Origin of the sequence: Rathayibacter sp. RFBD1 (assembly GCF_002932915.1) — a bacterium.
Taxonomy (GTDB): Bacteria; Actinomycetota; Actinomycetes; order Actinomycetales; family Microbacteriaceae; genus Rathayibacter.
In genome coordinates this window covers 1-15,843 of the sequence record NZ_PSWQ01000022.1, presented here as the reverse complement: position 1 = coordinate 15,843, position 15,843 = coordinate 1, and the positions used below count along the sequence as shown (strand labels likewise).

The window sequence follows — 15,843 nt, the reverse complement described above, 5'->3', positions numbered from 1 at the left end:
CCCTCAACCGGCGCGGCTCCGCCGGGGTGGACGGTGCCCCCCGTCCCCTCGGCCCGGCTCAGGCCAGCGCGCCGAAGCGGAGGAGCGGCACCTGCGTCTCCTCCGGCGTGAGCGACCCGTGCTGCCCGATCATGGAGCGGCCGGAGGAGTCGTCCGCCGCGTAGTAAGCGATGGTCCTCCGCGCCGCGACGAACACGTCGCCCATCCGCTCGGCCGCCGCCGGAGAGACCTCGCCGAACCAGCCGCTCGCGGCGACCTCGTCGCGCGTCGCGATCCAGGCGCGTGCGCCCTCCGCCTCGATCCAGCGCCGCGCCACCTCGTCGGGGTCCACACCCGGCTCGAGGTGCAGCTGCAGGCAGCGGGGCTCTCCGCCGAGGTGCCGGACGCCCTCGAGCAGCGGTCCCCGCTCGACGAGCACGTGCGAGGACGCCGGGACGTCCACGATGCCGTGGTCGGCGGTGACCAGCACGCTCTCGCGGGCGGAGAGCCCGCGGACCGCTCCGCCGACCTCCCCGTCCAGGAGCTCGAGCGCTGCCGTCCACTCCGGCGACTCCCAGCCGCGCGCGTGCGCCGCCTGGTCGAGCTCGGGGACGTAGAGGTACACGAGCTGTCGCCCGCCCTCGTCGAGCAGGGCGCGCGCCGCCGTGAAGCGCTCGGCGACGCCGCCGGCGGAGTGGTACTCGGCGCCGCGCAGGATCGCCCGCGTGAGACCGGAGCGGGCGTACCGCGCGGGGCCGATCACTCCGGCCCGGACACCGGCGGAAGAGGCCTGCTCGAAGACCGTGGGGTGGGGCTGCCACGTCTCGGGCACCATGCCCTCGTCCCAGCCGGAGAGCTGGTTGACCAGGCGGTCGGAGGCGCGGTCGAGCACGCGGTAGCCGACCATCCCGTGCCCGCCCGGGCGCAGGCCCGTCGTCAGGCTCGCCAGGGCCGCCGCGGTGGTCGTCGGGAATCCCGAGACGAGCGTGGTGCCGCGGTTGAGGGCCGGAGCGAGCGTGCGCGAGTGGCCCCCGCGCTGGCGGAGGTTCGCGGCACCCAGACCGTCGACGAGGACGACCACGATCCGCTCGACGCGGGGCGAGCCGAAGAGGCCGGGGCGGCCCAGGAGCGCGTCGAGGGCGCCCGGCAGGACGTCGGCGAGGCTCCGCCGCCCGTCGGGGGCTGGCGGTAGCATGTGGGTCATCGCGCCCAGTTTCGCACAGCGCCGCCGTCCCCGCCGGGCCGGTGCAGCGGAGCGTCCGCGTGAACGGGAGGGCCGGTCCCGTCCGCGAGGCGCCGTCTCCGCTCCGCCCGTCCCGTCGAGCGCCGCAGGGCGGTGCAGTCCCCCGCCGCCGCCCCGCGCCCGCCACCGAATCGAGTCATGAACGCTGCAGCCCCCTCCTCCGGATCCTCGCTCACCGAGCGCATCGAGGACGTCGACGTCTCGGCCGAGATGGAGGGGTCCTTCCTCGAGTACGCGTACTCGGTCATCTACTCGCGGGCCCTGCCCGACGCCCGCGACGGCCTCAAGCCGGTGCAGCGCCGGATCCTCTACATGATGAGCGAGATGGGGCTGCGGCCCGATCACGGCCACGTGAAGTCGGCCCGCGTGGTCGGCGAGGTGATGGGCAAGCTGCACCCGCACGGCGACGCCTCGATCTACGACTCCCTCGTCCGCCTCGCCCAGCCGTTCACGATGAGGGTCGCCCTCGTCGACGGGCACGGCAACTTCGGCTCCCTCGACGACGGCCCGGCCGCGGCCCGCTACACCGAGGCCCGCCTCGCCCCGGCCGCCACGGCCATGACCGAGCACCTCGGCGAGGACGTCGTCGACTTCGTCCCGAACTACGACAACTCGCACGACCAGCCCGAGGTCCTCCCCTCCGCGTTCCCGAACCTGCTGGTCAACGGGGCCAGCGGCATCGCCGTCGGCATGGCGACGAACATGGCGCCGCACAACCTCGTGGAGGTGATCGGGGCGGCCCGGCACCTGATCGCTTATCCCGACGCGTCCCTGGACGACCTGATGTCGTTCGTCCCGGGACCGGACTTCCCGAGCGGTGGCACGATCGTCGGCCTCGCCGGCGTGCGCGACGCCTACGCGACCGGCCGGGGCGGCTTCAAGACCCGCGCCCGCGTCTCGGTCGAGAGCATCACCGCGCGCAAGTCCGGCCTGGTCGTCACCGAGCTGCCCTACCTCGTCGGCGCCGAGAAGGTCATCGACAAGATCAAGGACGGCGTCCAGAACAAGAAGCTCAGCGGCATCTCGGACGTCACCGACCTGACGGACCGGGACAACGGCCTCCGGCTCGTCATCGGGATCAAGACCGGCTTCAGCCCCGAGGCCGTCCTCGAGCAGCTCTACCGCTACACGCCCCTCGAGGACGCGTTCTCGATCAACAACGTCGCGCTGGTCGACGGCGGCCCGCGCACCCTCGGCCTGAAGGAGCTGCTGCAGGTCTACATCGGCCACCGGGTGCAGGTCGTCACCCGGCGGACCCGCTACCGACTGCGCAAGCGCCAGGAGCGGCTGCACCTGGTCGAGGGCCTGCTCATCGCGATCCTCGACATCGACGAGGTCATCCAGCTGATCCGCGGGAGCGACGACACCGCGGCGGCGCGGGCCCGGCTGATCGAGGTCTTCGACCTCAGCACCCTGCAGGCCGACTACATCCTCGAGCTCCAGCTCCGCCGTCTCACGAAGTTCTCGCGCATCGAGCTCGAGACCGAGCGCGACACCCTCCTCGCCGAGATCGCCGAGCTCGAGGCCCTCCTCGCCAGCCGATCACGGATCGACGAGCTGGTCTCGGACGAGCTCGACGAGGTCGCCCAGCGCCTCGGGACCCCGCGGCGCACCCTGCTCACCGAGGCGCGCCCCTCCGTCGCCACCACCGGGCGGAAGGCCGCCGCGGTGCTCGAGATCGCGGACGTGCCCTGCCGGGTGCTGCTGAGCACCACCGGCCGCATGGTGCGGGTCGACCGCGACCCCGAGGCCGCTCCCCACCCCGAGCGCGCCACGCGCCGCTCGAAGCACGACGCCGTCCTCAGCGTGCTCGACACGACCAGCCGGACGGAGATCGGCGCGGTCACCAGCGCCGGTCGGCTCCTCCGCTTCTCGCCGGTCGACGTGCCCGCCGTCCCCTCCTCCTCGGTGCAGCTGGGCGCGGGCGTGCGCATGAGCGACTACCTCCCGCACCTGGCGAAGGACGAGCGGGTGCTCGCGCTCGTCGCCCTCGACGACGAGCGGCCGATCGCGCTCGGCACCCAGCAGGGCGTCGTCAAGCGCGTCGCGCCGGGCGAGCTGCCCAACCGCCCGGACATCGAGCTCATCGCCCTGAAGCCGAAGGACGCCGTCGTAGGCGCGGCCGCGTCGGCGGAGGAGGACGAGCTGGTCTTCGTCACCGGCGAGGCCCAGCTGCTGCGCTTCTCCGCGTCCGCCGTCCGCCCTCAGGGCCGGACCGCCGCGGGGATGGCCGGGGTCAAGCTGGCCGAGACCGACGACGTCGTGCACTTCGCCGTCGTCGCCGCCGAGGACCGGGACGAGGCCGTCGTCGCGACGGTCGCCGTCGACAGCTGGGCCCTCTCGGGGACCGATACCGGCAGTGCGAAGGTCTCGCCGTTCTCGGAGTTCCCCGCCAAGGGCAGGGCCACCGGCGGAGTCCGTGCGCAGCGCTTCCTCAAGGGTGAGACCGCCCTCGGAGTGGCGTGGGTCGGCCCCGGTCCCGCGCACGCCCTCGAGGCCGACGGCTCGGTGGCCGCGCTGCCCGACTCCGGGATGAAGCGCGACGGCTCCGGTGTGGCCCTCGCGACGCCGATCGCGACGATCGGAGCGGCGCCCGAGGTGTTCTGAGCCCCGCGGCTCAGACGTCGATGCGGTCCCGCGACAGCGACTCGGACCCGCGGACGATGAACTCCTTGCGGGGCGCCACGTCGTTGCCCATCAGCAGCTCGAACACCCGGCCGGCGTTCTCGGCGTCGGCGACCCGCACCCGGCGGAGGGTGCGGCGGGAGCGGTCCATGGTCGTCGTGGCCAGCTGGTCCGCGTCCATCTCGCCGAGCCCCTTGTAGCGCTGGATCGGGTCCTGGTAGCGGCGGCCCGCCTTGCCGAGGGCCGCGAGCACGCTCTGCAGCTCCTTCTCGGAGTAGGTGTAGATCGTCTCGTTCGGCTTCTTCCCCGCGTTCATCACCACGAGCCGGTGCAGCGGAGGCACGGCGGCGAAGACGCGCCCCGCCTCGACGAGCGGCCGCATGTAGCGGAAGAAGAGCGTGAGCAGCAGGGTGCGGATGTGGGCGCCGTCGACGTCGGCGTCGCTCATCAGGATGATCTTCCCGTAGCGGGCGGCCGAGAGGTCGAAGGAGCGGCCGGAGCCGGCTCCGATCACCTGGATCATCGAGGCGCACTCGGCGTTCGAGAGCATGTCGGCGATGCTCGCCTTCTGCGTGTTGAGGATCTTCCCCCGGATCGGCAGCAGAGCCTGGTACTCGCTGTTGCGGGCGAGCTTGGCGGTGCCGAGGGCGGAGTCGCCCTCGACGATGAAGAGCTCGCTGTTCTCGACGTCGCTGCTGCGGCAGTCGACCAGCTTCGCCGGAAGGGAGGAGGACTCCAGCGCGTTCTTGCGGCGCTGCGTCTCCTTGTGCGCGCGGGCCGAGATCCGCGACTTCATCTCGGCGACGACCTTCTCGAGGAGCTGGGAGGTCTGCGCCTTGTCCTCGCGGCGCGTCGAGGAGAACACCGCGCCCAGCGTCGAGGCGATGGTGGAGGCGACGATCGCGCGGACGGCGGGCGTGCCCAGCACCTCCTTCGTCTGGCCTTCGAACTGCGGCTCAGGGAGCCGCACGGTCAGCACGGCGCTGAGCCCAGCGAGGACGTCGTCCTTCTCGAGCTTGTCCGAGCCGACCTTGAGGCGGCGGGCGTTCGCCTCCACCTGGGAGCGGAGCAGCTTCAGCAGGCCCTGCTCGAAGCCGGTCTGGTGCGTCCCGCCCTTGGGCGTCGAGATGATGTTCACGAAGCTGCGCATCACCGTCTCGTAGCCGGTGCCCCAGCGCAGGGCGATGTCGACCTCGCAGGTGCGCTCCACCTCGGTGGGCACCATGGCGCCGCCGGGGGTCAGCACCGGCACGGTCTCGGTGAAGGTGCCGGAGCCGGTGAGGCGCAGCACCTCGGTCACGGGAGCGTCGGGGGCGAGGAACTCGACGAACTCCGAGATGCCACCGTCGTAGCGGAACATCTCGGCGCGGCGCTCGTCCGCCCGGTCGTCGACGATGTCGATCGTCAGGCCGGGGACGAGGAACGCGGTCTGCCGGGCACGCGTCACCAGGTCGTCCGTCTGGAACGAGGCGCCCTTCGTGAAGATCTGGCGGTCGGCCCAGTAGCGCACGCGCGTTCCGGTGACGCCCTTGGCGACCTTCCCGACGACCGTCAGCTCCGACCCGTTCTCGAACGGCGTGAACGGAGCGTCGGGGGTGGGCTCGCCCGCGTCGGCGAAGCGCCCGGGCTCCCCCCGGTGGAACGACATCCGGTAGGTGCGGCCGTTGCGGTCGACCTCGACGTCCAGGCGCTCCGAGAGCGCGTTGACCACGGAGGCGCCGACGCCGTGCAGACCGCCGGACGCCGCGTAGGACCCCGAGCCGAACTTGCCGCCCGCGTGCAGCTTCGTGAACACGACCTCGACTCCGGAGAGCCCCGTCTTCGGCTCGATGTCGACCGGGATCCCGCGCGCGCGGTCGCGCACCTCGACGCTGCCGTCGGCGTGCAGGAGCACGCTGATCTCGGTCCCGTGCCCGGCCAGCGCCTCGTCGACGGAGTTGTCGATGACCTCCCAGAGGCAGTGCATGAGGCCGCGCGAGTCGGTCGATCCGATGTACATGCCGGGCCGCTTCCGGACCGCCTCGAGACCCTCGAGGACGGAGAGGTGGCGGGCGTTGTAGTCGGTGGAGGCCATCCGCCCAGTCTACTTTCGGGAACCGCTCCGGCCGCGGTGGCGCGGCACCCGGCGACAGCACGATGGCCGCTCGGCGCGGGGCCCCTACGCGCAGAGCGAAATGCCGACCGATCGACTCCGTGCGGAAACAATGGCGTGCTTGGATGGGTTCCACTAAGCAGAGATCGAAGACCGAGTGCAGGAGGCCAAGTCATGTCGACCACAGCAACCCAGAACGGCGTGGACGAGCTCGCCGGTGCCCACCAGCTCTCCGCCGCCGACCGCTGCGACAGCTGCGGTGCCCAGGCGTACATCCGAGTGGTCGTGAACAACGGAGAACTGCTGTTCTGCGCACACCACGGGAAGAAGTACCAGGAGAAGCTCTCCAGCATCGCCCAGAGCTGGCACGACGAGTCCGCCCGACTCTTCGAGGAGCAGCGTCCCTAGCGCGTCCCCGATCAGCCCGGACGGCGCGTCAGCGCCCTACCGACCGACACCGAGCCGCTTCGCGATCACTTCGCGAGCGGCTCGTGCCGTTTCATCGACCAGGCGGAGACGCTCGTCCGACGGGGAGTAGGCGGCGCCGAGGGCGCGCCGCAGGATCGCGTCCGCGAGCGACGGGTTCTTCGCGAGGACGGGGCCGTGCAGGTGCGTGCCCAGAAGGCCTCCCACCGCGTAGCCCTCGTGGCCGGCGCCGTCGCCGGTGCCGTGCAGCACTCGGCCGAGCGCGTCCTCGGGCGCGATCCCGGTCATCCGGCGCTCGTGGTTCTCGAAGCCGACGAGGACGCCGCCCGGCGTCTCGACGAGGAGGTCGTCGGTCGCGCGCTCGCCCGTGACCGAGTCTCCGGGGAACAGCCCGATCCCCCGGGCTCCGCCCGCGGCCGTGCTGATCGAACCGGCCAGCATCTCCCAGCCGGCTCCGACCGCGACCACCTGAGTGCCCTGGTCGACCCAGGCCCGCAGCGTCGGCGCGATCTCGTGGAGGAGAGCCAGGACGCCCGGGAGGTCCTCGTCCGCTCCCGTCCCGGCGACCAGGACGTCCGGACGGACCTCGGCGTCGGAGGCGGTCGCCAGCGGCACCACCTCCGCCTCGACGCCCGACCAGCGCGCCCGAGCCGCGAGGACCCGAGCGTTCGCCGCGTCGCCGTTGCTGTCCAGGACGTCGGGAGCGAGCACGGCGATGCGGAGGGTGGTCACGCGGTCTCCTCGCGGTTGGTGACGAGCTGCAGGTGCGCACGGGTGCGGCGCATCGAATCCGCCGAGAAGACGATGGTCTTCCGGCCGGAGGCGGGGGTCGGCAGAGCGAGGAACGCGTCGAGCGCGCGACCCAGGTCCTCGTCGACGGAGTCGACGCGCACGCCGTCGTAGCGCAGGTGCAGCGCCGCCTCGTGCGCCTTCGACCCCGAGACGACCCGGACGTGCCCGAGCACGGAGGTGTCCACGGGCCAGAAGTAGGAGGGGTCTCGGACGTCGGAGCCGATCGCGAGCATGATCTGCTCGGTCCCCCCGGGGATCTCCGCGATGTTCAGGCGGTAGCTCGCCGGGTTCTGGACCAGGACGAACTCGACCTCGTGGCCGCGCACGGTGACGATCTCGCCCCGCCCGAAGACGGGGTCGATGCTCGAGAGCGCGGAGGCGGCGAGGGCCGGGTCGAAGCGCTCGGCGAGCACGGCGCGGGCCGTGGAGACGGCCGCCGCGGCGTCCACCGCGTAGTGGACGCCCCGCGCGGGGAGCCGGACCTCGAGCGGGTCGCCGTCGCTGACGATGTGCGCGGCCGCTCCCGTCGTGCTCTCGACGACGGTGGTGGCACGGTCGGTCCCGGCCTCCGCCTCCGCGGCGTAGCCGAGACCGCCGGACGCGGAGTCGCGGACGGAGGAGGAGACGCCGTACCAGCGGATCCGCTCGTCGGGGAGGGAGGTCGCGACATCGGCGATGTGGCGGTCGTCGGCGTTCAGCACGACGGGACCGGTCGCGCGGGAGGCGATGGTGCCGAGCATCCGGGCGACCATCGCCGGGTCGAAGAAGCGGTCGATCTGGTCGACCACCACGTTCGTCAGCAGGACGACGCGGGGGCGCATCCGCGGGGCGAGGCGCGCGCCGTGACCCTCGTCCATCTCGAGGACGGCGATGTCGGCGTCGATCCGTCCGCGGAGGTCCGCCCGCTCCAGGAGCGCGGAGGTCAGCCCCTGGGCGATGTTGGCCGTCGAGGGGTTGGTGAAGACCCGGAGCCCGTGCGCGCGGAGCACCGCGACCAGCATCTTGGTCGTGGTCGACTTGCCCGCCGATCCCGTGACGACCACGAGGCCGTCCCGGAACCCGTCGAGCACCGCGGGCAGGAATCCGGGCGCGACGCGGTTCACCACGAGTCCGGGCACGGCGGATCCCCCGCCGGGCTTCCGGACCCGCGCGGCGAACCGGGCGGCCCTCCCGAGGAGGACCGCCGGCGCGTAGCGGATCACCGGCCTACTCGAGGTAGTCGCGGAGCGACTGCGAGCGGGACGGGTGGCGGAGCTTGGCCATCGTCTTGGACTCGATCTGACGGATGCGCTCGCGCGTCACGCCGAAGGTGTCGCCGATCTGGTCGAGCGTCTTCGGCATGCCGTCGCCGAGGCCGAAGCGCATGCGGATCACGCCGGCCTCGCGCTCCGAGAGCGAGTCGAGCAGCGACTCCAGCTGCTTCTGCAGCATGGTGAAGCCCACGGCGTCGGCCGGGACGACCGCCTCGGTGTCCTCGATGAGGTCGCCGAACTCGCTGTCGCCGTCCTCGCCCAGGGGCGTGTGCAGCGAGATCGGCTCGCGCCCGTACTTCTGCACCTCGATGACCTTCTCGGGGGTCATATCGAGCTCGCGCGAGAGCTCCTCGGGCGTGGGCTCGCGGCCCAGGTCCTGGAGCATCTGGCGCTGCACGCGGGCCAGCTTGTTGATGACCTCGACCATGTGCACCGGGATGCGGATGGTGCGGGCCTGGTCGGCCATCGCGCGGGTGATCGCCTGGCGGATCCACCACGTGGCGTAGGTCGAGAACTTGAAGCCCTTGGTGTAGTCGAACTTCTCGACCGCACGGATGAGGCCCAGGTTGCCCTCCTGGATGAGGTCGAGGAACTGCATCCCGCGACCGGTGTAGCGCTTCGCGAGGCTGACGACGAGCCGGAGGTTCGCTCCGAGCAGGTGGCTCTTCGCGCGCTGGCCGTCCTTCGCGACCCAGCGCAGCTCGCGGACGAGCTCCGGGCTGAGGTCGGTCGAGTTGGCGAGCTTGTCTTCGGCGAACAGGCCGGCCTCGATGCGCATCGCGAGCTCGACCTCCTCGGCCGCGTTCAGGAGCGCGACCTTGCCGATCTGCTTCAGGTAGTCCTTGACCGGGTCGGCGGTGGCACCGGTGATCGCGGTCGAGTAGACCGGGACCTCGTCGTCCTCTCCGCCGAACGACAGGACGAGCGCACCGCTAGGGAGCGGCTCGGCCGGAGCGGCGACGGCAGCGGCGGCCGGGGCCTCCGGCGTCTCCGCGTCGTCCTTCGCTTCGGTCTCGGTGTCCTCGGCGACGACCTCGGTCTCCTCCTCCTCCGCCGCCTCGTCGGGCTCGACGGCGTCGGTCGGCTCCTCCTCGGTGTCGGCAGGAGCGGCGGCCTTGGTCGTGGCGCGCGAGCGGGTCGTCTTGGCCGCGGTGGTCTTGGCCGCCGTGGTCTTCGCCGCGGGCTTGCGCGTCGCGGGCTTCTTGGTGGTCGTCGTCACGTCGTCGTCGACGGCGTCGAGCGTTGCGGTCTTGGTAGCTCTGGTGGCCATGGCGGCACCTCTCCATCCGTTGCGTCCCGGGGGCGGGCGGCGCGGGAGGGCGTCGTCCGTCGGTGGGCATTACGAGGACCCATGTCAAGTCGAGGACGTCGCACGCCCGACGTGGGCCTGGTGCTCCTCGACCCGAACGGGTCCTATTGACAATTATTGCACGTCTGAGTAGTGCAGCCGTGCGGTGCGGTGCGAGTGGGGCTCGATCCGGCGGGATCCGGGCCGTTCCGCTGGGACATCGCGTCTGCAGAAGGGCGGATCGACGGGGACGACCGTCAGTGCCCCGCGCGGCCGCGGCGCATCCGGTCACTCAGTGCAACCCAGAGAGGGGCCACGGTTATTCCCTCGTCCTCGGCCAGGCGGCGGCGGGTCCGGCGGCGCGCGACGACGAGTCCGACGACTCCGGCGCCGACCACCACGTACTGCACGCACCACGCCAGGCGGAAGTGCTCGAGCGAGTAGGTCTGCTCGGAGGAGGCACCGGGACCGGCCAGTGCGTCGAGGATCAGGCCGATCGCGAACATCATCGTGAAGCTGGCCAGGAACCCGCCCACGTTGACGACTCCGTTCGCCGCGCCGAGGCTCCGCGAGGGGTTGAACGTGCGGGCGAAGTCGAACCCGATCATGGAGCCGGGGCCGCCCGCTCCGACGACGATCAGGAGCAGCACCACGAGCCAGTACGGCGGGACGCCGGGCCAGAGCAGCACGACGGTCCAGGCGACCGCCATCGCCGAGACGATCCCGAGCACGAGGTTGCTGCGGCGCATGGGGTGGCGGGCGGTCAGGACGCCGAGCACGGGCCCGACGACGATCCCCGCGATCACGACGATCGTGAGGGTCGGCGCTGCGACGGTCGGCGGCAGGCCGATCGCGTAGACGAGGAAGGGGTAGCCCCAGAGGAGCGTGAAGACCGTGCCGGAGGACTGCGTGACGAAGTGCGACCAGAAGCCGAGCTGCGTCCCAGGCCGGCGCAGGCTCACTCCGAGCTGCGCGATCGTCGCCCGGAGCGTCGGCGGCACCAGGGTGATCGGCTCGGTGCGCGGCGGGACGTCGGCGACCAGGAGGAGCACGCCGAGGAAGGACACGGCCCCGAGGCCGGCGGCGCTGAGGAACGCGGGCTCCCAGCCGAACGTGTGGAGGATCGCCGCGAACGGGAGTGCGGAGAGGATCTGGCCCACCTGGCCGATGTTGCCGATCCACTGCGAGAGCTGCGGCACGATCGGTCCGCTGAACCAGGTCACCGTGAGGCGGATCACGGAGGTGAAGATCGCGGCGTCCCCGGCTCCCAGCAGGATCCGCCCGACGATCGCGACGCCGATGCCCGGCGCGATCGCGACCACGACCTGGCCCGCCATCATCAGGGCCGTGCCCGAGAGGATCAGGGTCCGCGGGCCGAACCGGTCGATGAGGATCCCGACCGGGATCTGCATCCCGGCGTAGACGATCAGCTGGACGACGGCGAGCGACGAGAGGACGGCGGCGGCCACCCCGAACCGCTCCGCGGCGTCCACTCCTGCGACGCCCAGCGTCGTGCGGTCCAGGACCGCGACCAGGTAGGCGAACGCTCCGGCACCGAAGACGAACCAGGCTCGACGATCACGCACTCGTCCGATCCTACGGCCGCTCAGGAGGCGGTGGGCTCCTCGCCCGGGCGACGGATCGCGAGGAACTTCTCGAGCTCGGCGGCGATCGCGTCGGCGCTGGGCACGAAGCCGTCCTCGTCGGTGAGCGGCGAGCGGAGGCTCGTCCCCTCCATGTAGGTGTCGTGCCGCGCCTCGAGGGCCGAGACCAGCTTCTGCAGCTCGTCGTTGCCGCCGACCTGCTCGTCGACCTTGCCGAGGAACTCCCGCCCGCTCTCGCGCAGGCGGTCCGTCGGGAAGATGAGGCCGGTCGACGCCGAGATGCTCTCGAGCGCCGCGACCGCCGCCTGCGGGTACTCGGTGTCCGACAGGTAGTGCGGGATGAGCAGCGCGAAGCCGACCACGGTCAGACCGCGCTCGTAGAGGCGCAGCTCGAGCAGGTGGAGGACGTTCGAGGGCACCTGCGTGTGCGGCTTCCAGACCGACATCGCCTCGATCAGGTCCTCGCGGTTCCCGCTCACGGTGACGCCGACGGGCCGGGTGTGCGGCACGGGCATCGGGATCGCCTGGACCCACGTGGTCGAGGCGACGTCGAGCCGCTCGAGGAGGGAGACCACCGCGCGGGTGAACCGCTCCCACTGGAAGTCGGGCTCGAAGCCGGTGAGCAGGAGGAACGGCTGGTGCAGCTCGTCGTGCGCGAGCGAGAGCCGGAGCATCGCAGGACGGTAGTCCGTCAGGTGGTCCTGGTCGAACGTGATGATGGGGCGGCGGGCCCGGTAGTCGAGCAGCTGATCCTGGTCGAAGACCGCGACCTCGCGGTGCTCGAGGGTCTCGAAGAGGTACTCCCCCAGCTGCCCCACCGCTCCCCCGGCGTCGGCCGAGCCGGTCAGGCCCGCGACGAGGTGCAGCCCGCGCGGGATCTCGGAGAGGTCGCCCTCGATCTCGAACAGGTCTTCCGGATCCAGCATGCGTCCAGTCTAAACGGGGGTCCCGGCGCCCCGGCCGGGTCCGCTGAGCCCTCAGCGAACAGCGCCTAGCATTGCCGCCATGCCCCTCTCCTCTCTCGAGTACTCGACCGTTCCCGCCTCCGACATCGACACCGACGCCCTCGTCCTCGGCGTCGCCCCGGGACCCGATGGTCCCCGGCTCGTCGGCGCGGAGGGCTTCGAGGAGCTGGCCCCCGCGCTGACCGCGCTCGGCGCGACCGGCGCCGCCGAGACGCTCGTGCGCGTGCCGTCCTCGGTCCGTGCCGGAGTGATCGTCCTCGTCGGACTCGGCTCGGCGGAGCCCGACGACACCGCGCTGCGGAACGCCGCGGGCGCCGCCGTCCGCCTGCTCGCGGGGTCCGCCTCCGTCGCCCTCTCCCTCCCGGCCGGCTCCGACGGCACGCTCGCCGCGGTCGCCGAGGGCGCCGCGCTCGGCTCCTACTCCTTCACCGCCTTCCGCGGCAGCACCGCCGCCGCGGCGAAGGCGCCCGTCGAGCACGTCGTCCTGCTGGGCGGCGGCGAGTCGGCCGACCCCGCCGTCCTGGACCGGGCGCTCGTGCTCGGCCGCGCGGTCGGCACGGTGAAGGACCTCGTCAACACTCCCCCGTCGCACCTCTACCCGCAGACGCTGGCCGAGGCCGTGCAGACCGGCGCAGAGGGACTGCCCCTCGAGGTCACCGTCTGGGACGAGGAGGCCCTCGCGGAGGAGGGGTTCGGCGGCATCCTCGGAGTCGGCAGCGGCTCCTCCCGCCCGCCCCGCCTCGTGAAGGTCGCCTACGCGCCCGAGGGCGCGAGCACCCACCTCGCCCTGGTCGGCAAGGGCATCACCTTCGACAGCGGCGGACTCTCGCTCAAGCCGCCGGCCTCGATGATCGGGATGAAGACCGACATGGCGGGCGCGGCGACCGTGTACGCCGTCGTGCGCGCCATCGCGGAGCTCGGCCTCCCGCTCCGCGCGACCGCCTGGCTCTGCATCGCCGAGAACCTCCCCTCCGGGACCGCGATCCGCCCGGACGACGTGCTCACCGTGCGCGGCGGGACCACGGTGGAGGTGCTGAACACCGACGCCGAGGGCCGGCTGGTGCTCGCCGACGGCCTCGTCGCCGCCAGCGAGGAGCAGCCCGATGCGATCATCGACGTCGCGACGCTGACCGGCGCCTCCGTGGTCGCCCTCGGCAACCGGACCGTCGGCGCTCTGGGCGACGACGAGCTGGTCTCCCGCGTCCTCGACGCCGCCCGCGCGGCGGGAGAGCCCTTCTGGCAGATGCCCCTCCCCGCGGAGCTGCGACCGCTGCTCAACTCGGACATCGCCGACATCGCGAACGTCAAGCCGGGCAACACCGCCGGCGGCATGCTCCTCGCCGGCCACTTCCTCCGCGAGTTCGTCGGGAAGCGCGGCGAGGGCGAGGACGCGACCACGATCCCGTGGGCGCACCTCGACATCGCCGGCCCCTCGAGCAACGGAGGAGGCGGCTACGGCTTCACCGGAGCCGGCGCCACGGGGGTCTCGGTGCGCGCGCTGATCGCCCTGGCCGAGGGCTTCGCGAGCGCGTAGTAGGGTCGACGGGGCGGGAGATCCCGCCTCGTCCCCCCTCCCGATCCGCTCGGCGCTCAGCGCCGGAGCCGGTCGGCCGGGAAGCGGGACCGCACGTCGCGAGGGAGTCACTGGGTGTCGGAAGAGCGCTACGACCTGGTCGTGCTCGGAGGTGGCAGCGGCGGGTACGCGGCGGCCCTCCGGGCGACGCAGCTCGGGATGAGCGTCGCGCTCGTGGAGCGCGACAAGCTCGGCGGCACCTGCCTGCACCGCGGGTGCGTGCCCACCAAGGCCCTGCTGCACGCCGCCGAGCTGGCGGACGGCGCCCGCGAGGGAGAGAAGTACGGCGTGCTCTCGAGCTTCACCGGGATCGACATGGCGGGCGTCACGCGCTACCGCGAGGGCGTCGTCGCCGGCAAGTACAAGGGGCTCCAGAGCCTCGTGTCCTCGCGCGGCATCACGGTCGTCACGGGCGAGGGCCGTCTCACCGCGCCCGGCACGGTGACCGTCGGCGAGCACCTGCTCCACGGCGCGTCGGTCGTCGTCGCCACCGGGTCCGCCTCCCGCACCCTCCCCGGGATCGAGATCGGCGGCCGCATCCTGACGAGCGACCAGGCTCTCGAGCTCGACCACGTGCCCGCGAGCGTCGTCGTCCTCGGCGGCGGAGTGATCGGCGTCGAGTTCGCGAGCGTCTGGCGCTCGTTCGGCGCCGAGGTCACGATCGTCGAGGCCCTCCCCCACCTCGTCCCCAACGAGGACGAGAGCGTCAGCAAGCAGCTGGAGCGCGCCTTCCGCAAGCGGGGCATCGCCTTCCAGCTGGGATCCCGCGTCGCATCGGTCTCGCAGAGCGAGGGCGGCGTCTCCGTGTCGCTCGAGAGCGGCGCAACGGTGGAGGGCGAGATCCTGCTGGTCGCCGTCGGCCGCGGCCCGGTGACCGCGGGCATCGGCCTCGAGGAGGCCGGGGTCCGCCTCGACCGCGGCTACGTGCTGACCGACGAGCGCCTGCAGACCTCCGTCCCCGGCGTGTACGCCGTGGGCGACATCGTGCCGGGGCTCCAGCTCGCGCACCGGAGCTTCCAGCAGGGGATCTTCGTCGCGGAGGAGATCGCCGGTCTGGGGCCGCAGGTCGTCAGGGACGTCAACGTCCCGAAGGTGACCTACAGCGACCCCGAAGTGGCCTCCGTCGGCCTCGGCGAGGCCCGCGCGATCGCCGAGTACGGCGCCGAGCGCGTCGCCGTGTACGACTACGGCCTCGGCGGCAACGCCCGGAGCACGATCATCGGGACCACCGGCTCCGTGAAGGTCGTGCGCCTGGTCGACGGCCCCGTCGTCGGCGTGCACATGGTCGGAGCCCGCGTCGGCGAGCTGATCGGCGAGGCTCAGCTCATCGTGAACTGGGAGGCGCACCCCGAGGACGTCGCGCCCCTCGTGCACGCGCACCCCACTCAGAACGAGGCGCTCGGCGAGGCGCACCTCGCTCTGGCGGGGAAGCCGTTGCACGCCCTGTAGAACCACTGCGGTGCGGCGATCCGCCGCTTCCGCATCAGTAAGCTGGACAACGAAACACAAGCGTCTTAAGGAGACAGGCTCATGAGCGAATCCGTCAGCCTCCCGGCACTCGGAGAGAGTGTCACGGAAGGAACGGTCACCCGCTGGCTGAAGAACGTCGGGGACCGCGTCGAGGTGGACGAGCCCCTGCTCGAGGTCTCGACCGACAAGGTCGACACCGAGATCCCGTCGCCCGTCGCGGGAGTGATCGAGGAGATCCTCGTCCAGGAGGACGAGACCGTCGAGGTCGGCGCCGAGCTGGTGCGCATCGGAGACGGCTCCGGAGCCGCGTCGGCGTCCGAGCCCGAGGCTCCCGCCGAGGAGGCCCCCGAGGTCCAGGCCGCCGAGACCGAGGCCACTGACGAGGCGACCCCGTCGGTCGACGCCGAGAGCGACGCCGAGGCCCCCGCCCCGGCGGAGCCCGAGCCCGCGCCGGCCGCCGACTCCGGTTCCCGTGAGGGTGGAGAGGTCGATGCCGTTCTCGCCGGCGAGCTTGCGCACGAGCGGGGTGACGT

At 72.3% G+C, this 15,843-nt stretch carries 11 protein-coding genes and 1 pseudogene; 5 read left to right on the top strand and 7 right to left on the bottom strand.

Annotated elements, in window-relative coordinates; translation table 11 throughout:
* Window positions 1–58 precede the first annotated feature (58 nt).
* Complete coding sequence (locus C5D50_RS12240) at window positions 59–1,183, bottom strand: alkaline phosphatase family protein (RefSeq protein WP_258069616.1); 1,125 nt, start codon at window positions 1,181–1,183, stop codon at window positions 59–61.
* Window positions 1,184–1,360: 177 nt separating this feature from the next.
* On the opposite strand from C5D50_RS12240, the gene C5D50_RS12235 reads away from it, so the two are divergent.
* Window positions 1,361–3,829 carry a DNA topoisomerase (ATP-hydrolyzing) subunit A gene (locus C5D50_RS12235; RefSeq protein WP_104283624.1) on the top strand — a complete coding sequence of 823 codons (2,469 nt, stop codon included), beginning with the start codon at window positions 1,361–1,363 and terminating at the stop codon, window positions 3,827–3,829.
* Window positions 3,830–3,839: 10 nt separating this feature from the next.
* Here the strand turns inward: C5D50_RS12235 and C5D50_RS12230 are convergent, their stop codons facing one another.
* Complete coding sequence (locus tag C5D50_RS12230) at window positions 3,840–5,921, bottom strand: type IIA DNA topoisomerase subunit B (RefSeq protein ID WP_104225230.1); 2,082 nt, start codon at window positions 5,919–5,921, stop codon at window positions 3,840–3,842.
* Window positions 5,922–6,113: 192 nt separating this feature from the next.
* Between C5D50_RS12230 and C5D50_RS12225 the strand changes: the two genes are divergently transcribed.
* On the top strand, window positions 6,114–6,347 hold the full coding sequence (locus C5D50_RS12225; RefSeq protein WP_068212876.1) for a hypothetical protein: 234 nt from the start codon (window positions 6,114–6,116) through the stop codon (window positions 6,345–6,347).
* Window positions 6,348–6,383: 36 nt separating this feature from the next.
* On the opposite strand, the gene C5D50_RS12220 is transcribed toward C5D50_RS12225, so the two are convergent.
* The 5 genes from C5D50_RS12220 to C5D50_RS12200 all read right to left on the bottom strand — a co-directional run bounded on the left by C5D50_RS12220 (window position 6,384) and on the right by C5D50_RS12200 (window position 12,228).
* Complete coding sequence (locus tag C5D50_RS12220) at window positions 6,384–7,097, bottom strand: type 1 glutamine amidotransferase (protein ID WP_181137346.1); 714 nt, start codon at window positions 7,095–7,097, stop codon at window positions 6,384–6,386.
* Window positions 7,094–8,359: a Mur ligase family protein gene (locus C5D50_RS12215; protein ID WP_104283622.1), complete on the bottom strand. Its 1,266-nt coding sequence runs from the start codon at window positions 8,357–8,359 to the stop codon at window positions 7,094–7,096. Before C5D50_RS12215 ends, C5D50_RS12220 begins: the two co-directional genes overlap by 4 nt.
* A gap of 4 nt (window positions 8,360–8,363) precedes the next feature.
* Window positions 8,364–9,680: an RNA polymerase sigma factor gene (locus C5D50_RS12210; RefSeq protein ID WP_104283621.1), complete on the bottom strand. Its 1,317-nt coding sequence runs from the start codon at window positions 9,678–9,680 to the stop codon at window positions 8,364–8,366.
* Between the two features lie 275 nt (window positions 9,681–9,955).
* Window positions 9,956–11,284, bottom strand: a complete 1,329-nt coding sequence (locus C5D50_RS12205; protein WP_104283620.1) for a nitrate/nitrite transporter — start codon at window positions 11,282–11,284, stop codon at window positions 9,956–9,958.
* A gap of 20 nt (window positions 11,285–11,304) precedes the next feature.
* Entirely contained in the window at window positions 11,305–12,228 is a 924-nt protein-coding gene (locus C5D50_RS12200; protein ID WP_104238748.1) for a proteasome assembly chaperone family protein, read from the bottom strand.
* Window positions 12,229–12,307: 79 nt separating this feature from the next.
* On the opposite strand from C5D50_RS12200, the gene C5D50_RS12195 reads away from it, so the two are divergent.
* The 3 genes and pseudogenes from C5D50_RS12195 to C5D50_RS17015 all read left to right on the top strand — a co-directional run.
* On the top strand, window positions 12,308–13,801 hold the full coding sequence (locus C5D50_RS12195; protein ID WP_104283619.1) for a leucyl aminopeptidase: 1,494 nt from the start codon (window positions 12,308–12,310) through the stop codon (window positions 13,799–13,801).
* A 114-nt stretch (window positions 13,802–13,915) separates the two neighbouring features.
* On the top strand, window positions 13,916–15,289 hold the full coding sequence (gene lpdA / locus C5D50_RS12190; RefSeq protein ID WP_104283618.1) for a dihydrolipoyl dehydrogenase: 1,374 nt from the start codon (window positions 13,916–13,918) through the stop codon (window positions 15,287–15,289).
* Between the two features lie 81 nt (window positions 15,290–15,370).
* Window positions 15,371–15,538: pseudogene (locus C5D50_RS17015) on the top strand (biotin/lipoyl-containing protein); the annotation flags it as partial.
* Window positions 15,539–15,843 lie beyond the last annotated feature (305 nt).

Excerpts from the sequence above, each read along its gene's own strand:
- C5D50_RS12240 (WP_258069616.1), bottom strand. The coding sequence starts at position 1,183 with ATGACCCACATGCTACCGCCAGCCCCCGACGGGCGGCGGAGCCTCGCC.
- C5D50_RS12230 (WP_104225230.1), bottom strand. The coding sequence starts at position 5,921 with ATGGCCTCCACCGACTACAACGCCCGCCACCTCTCCGTCCTCGAGGGT.
- C5D50_RS12210 (WP_104283621.1), bottom strand. The coding sequence starts at position 9,680 with ATGGCCACCAGAGCTACCAAGACCGCAACGCTCGACGCCGTCGACGAC.
- C5D50_RS12225 (WP_068212876.1), top strand. The coding sequence starts at position 6,114 with ATGTCGACCACAGCAACCCAGAACGGCGTGGACGAGCTCGCCGGTGCC.
- C5D50_RS12200 (WP_104238748.1), bottom strand. The coding sequence starts at position 12,228 with ATGCTGGATCCGGAAGACCTGTTCGAGATCGAGGGCGACCTCTCCGAG.
- C5D50_RS12235 (WP_104283624.1), top strand. The coding sequence starts at position 1,361 with ATGAACGCTGCAGCCCCCTCCTCCGGATCCTCGCTCACCGAGCGCATC.
- C5D50_RS12195 (WP_104283619.1), top strand. The coding sequence starts at position 12,308 with ATGCCCCTCTCCTCTCTCGAGTACTCGACCGTTCCCGCCTCCGACATC.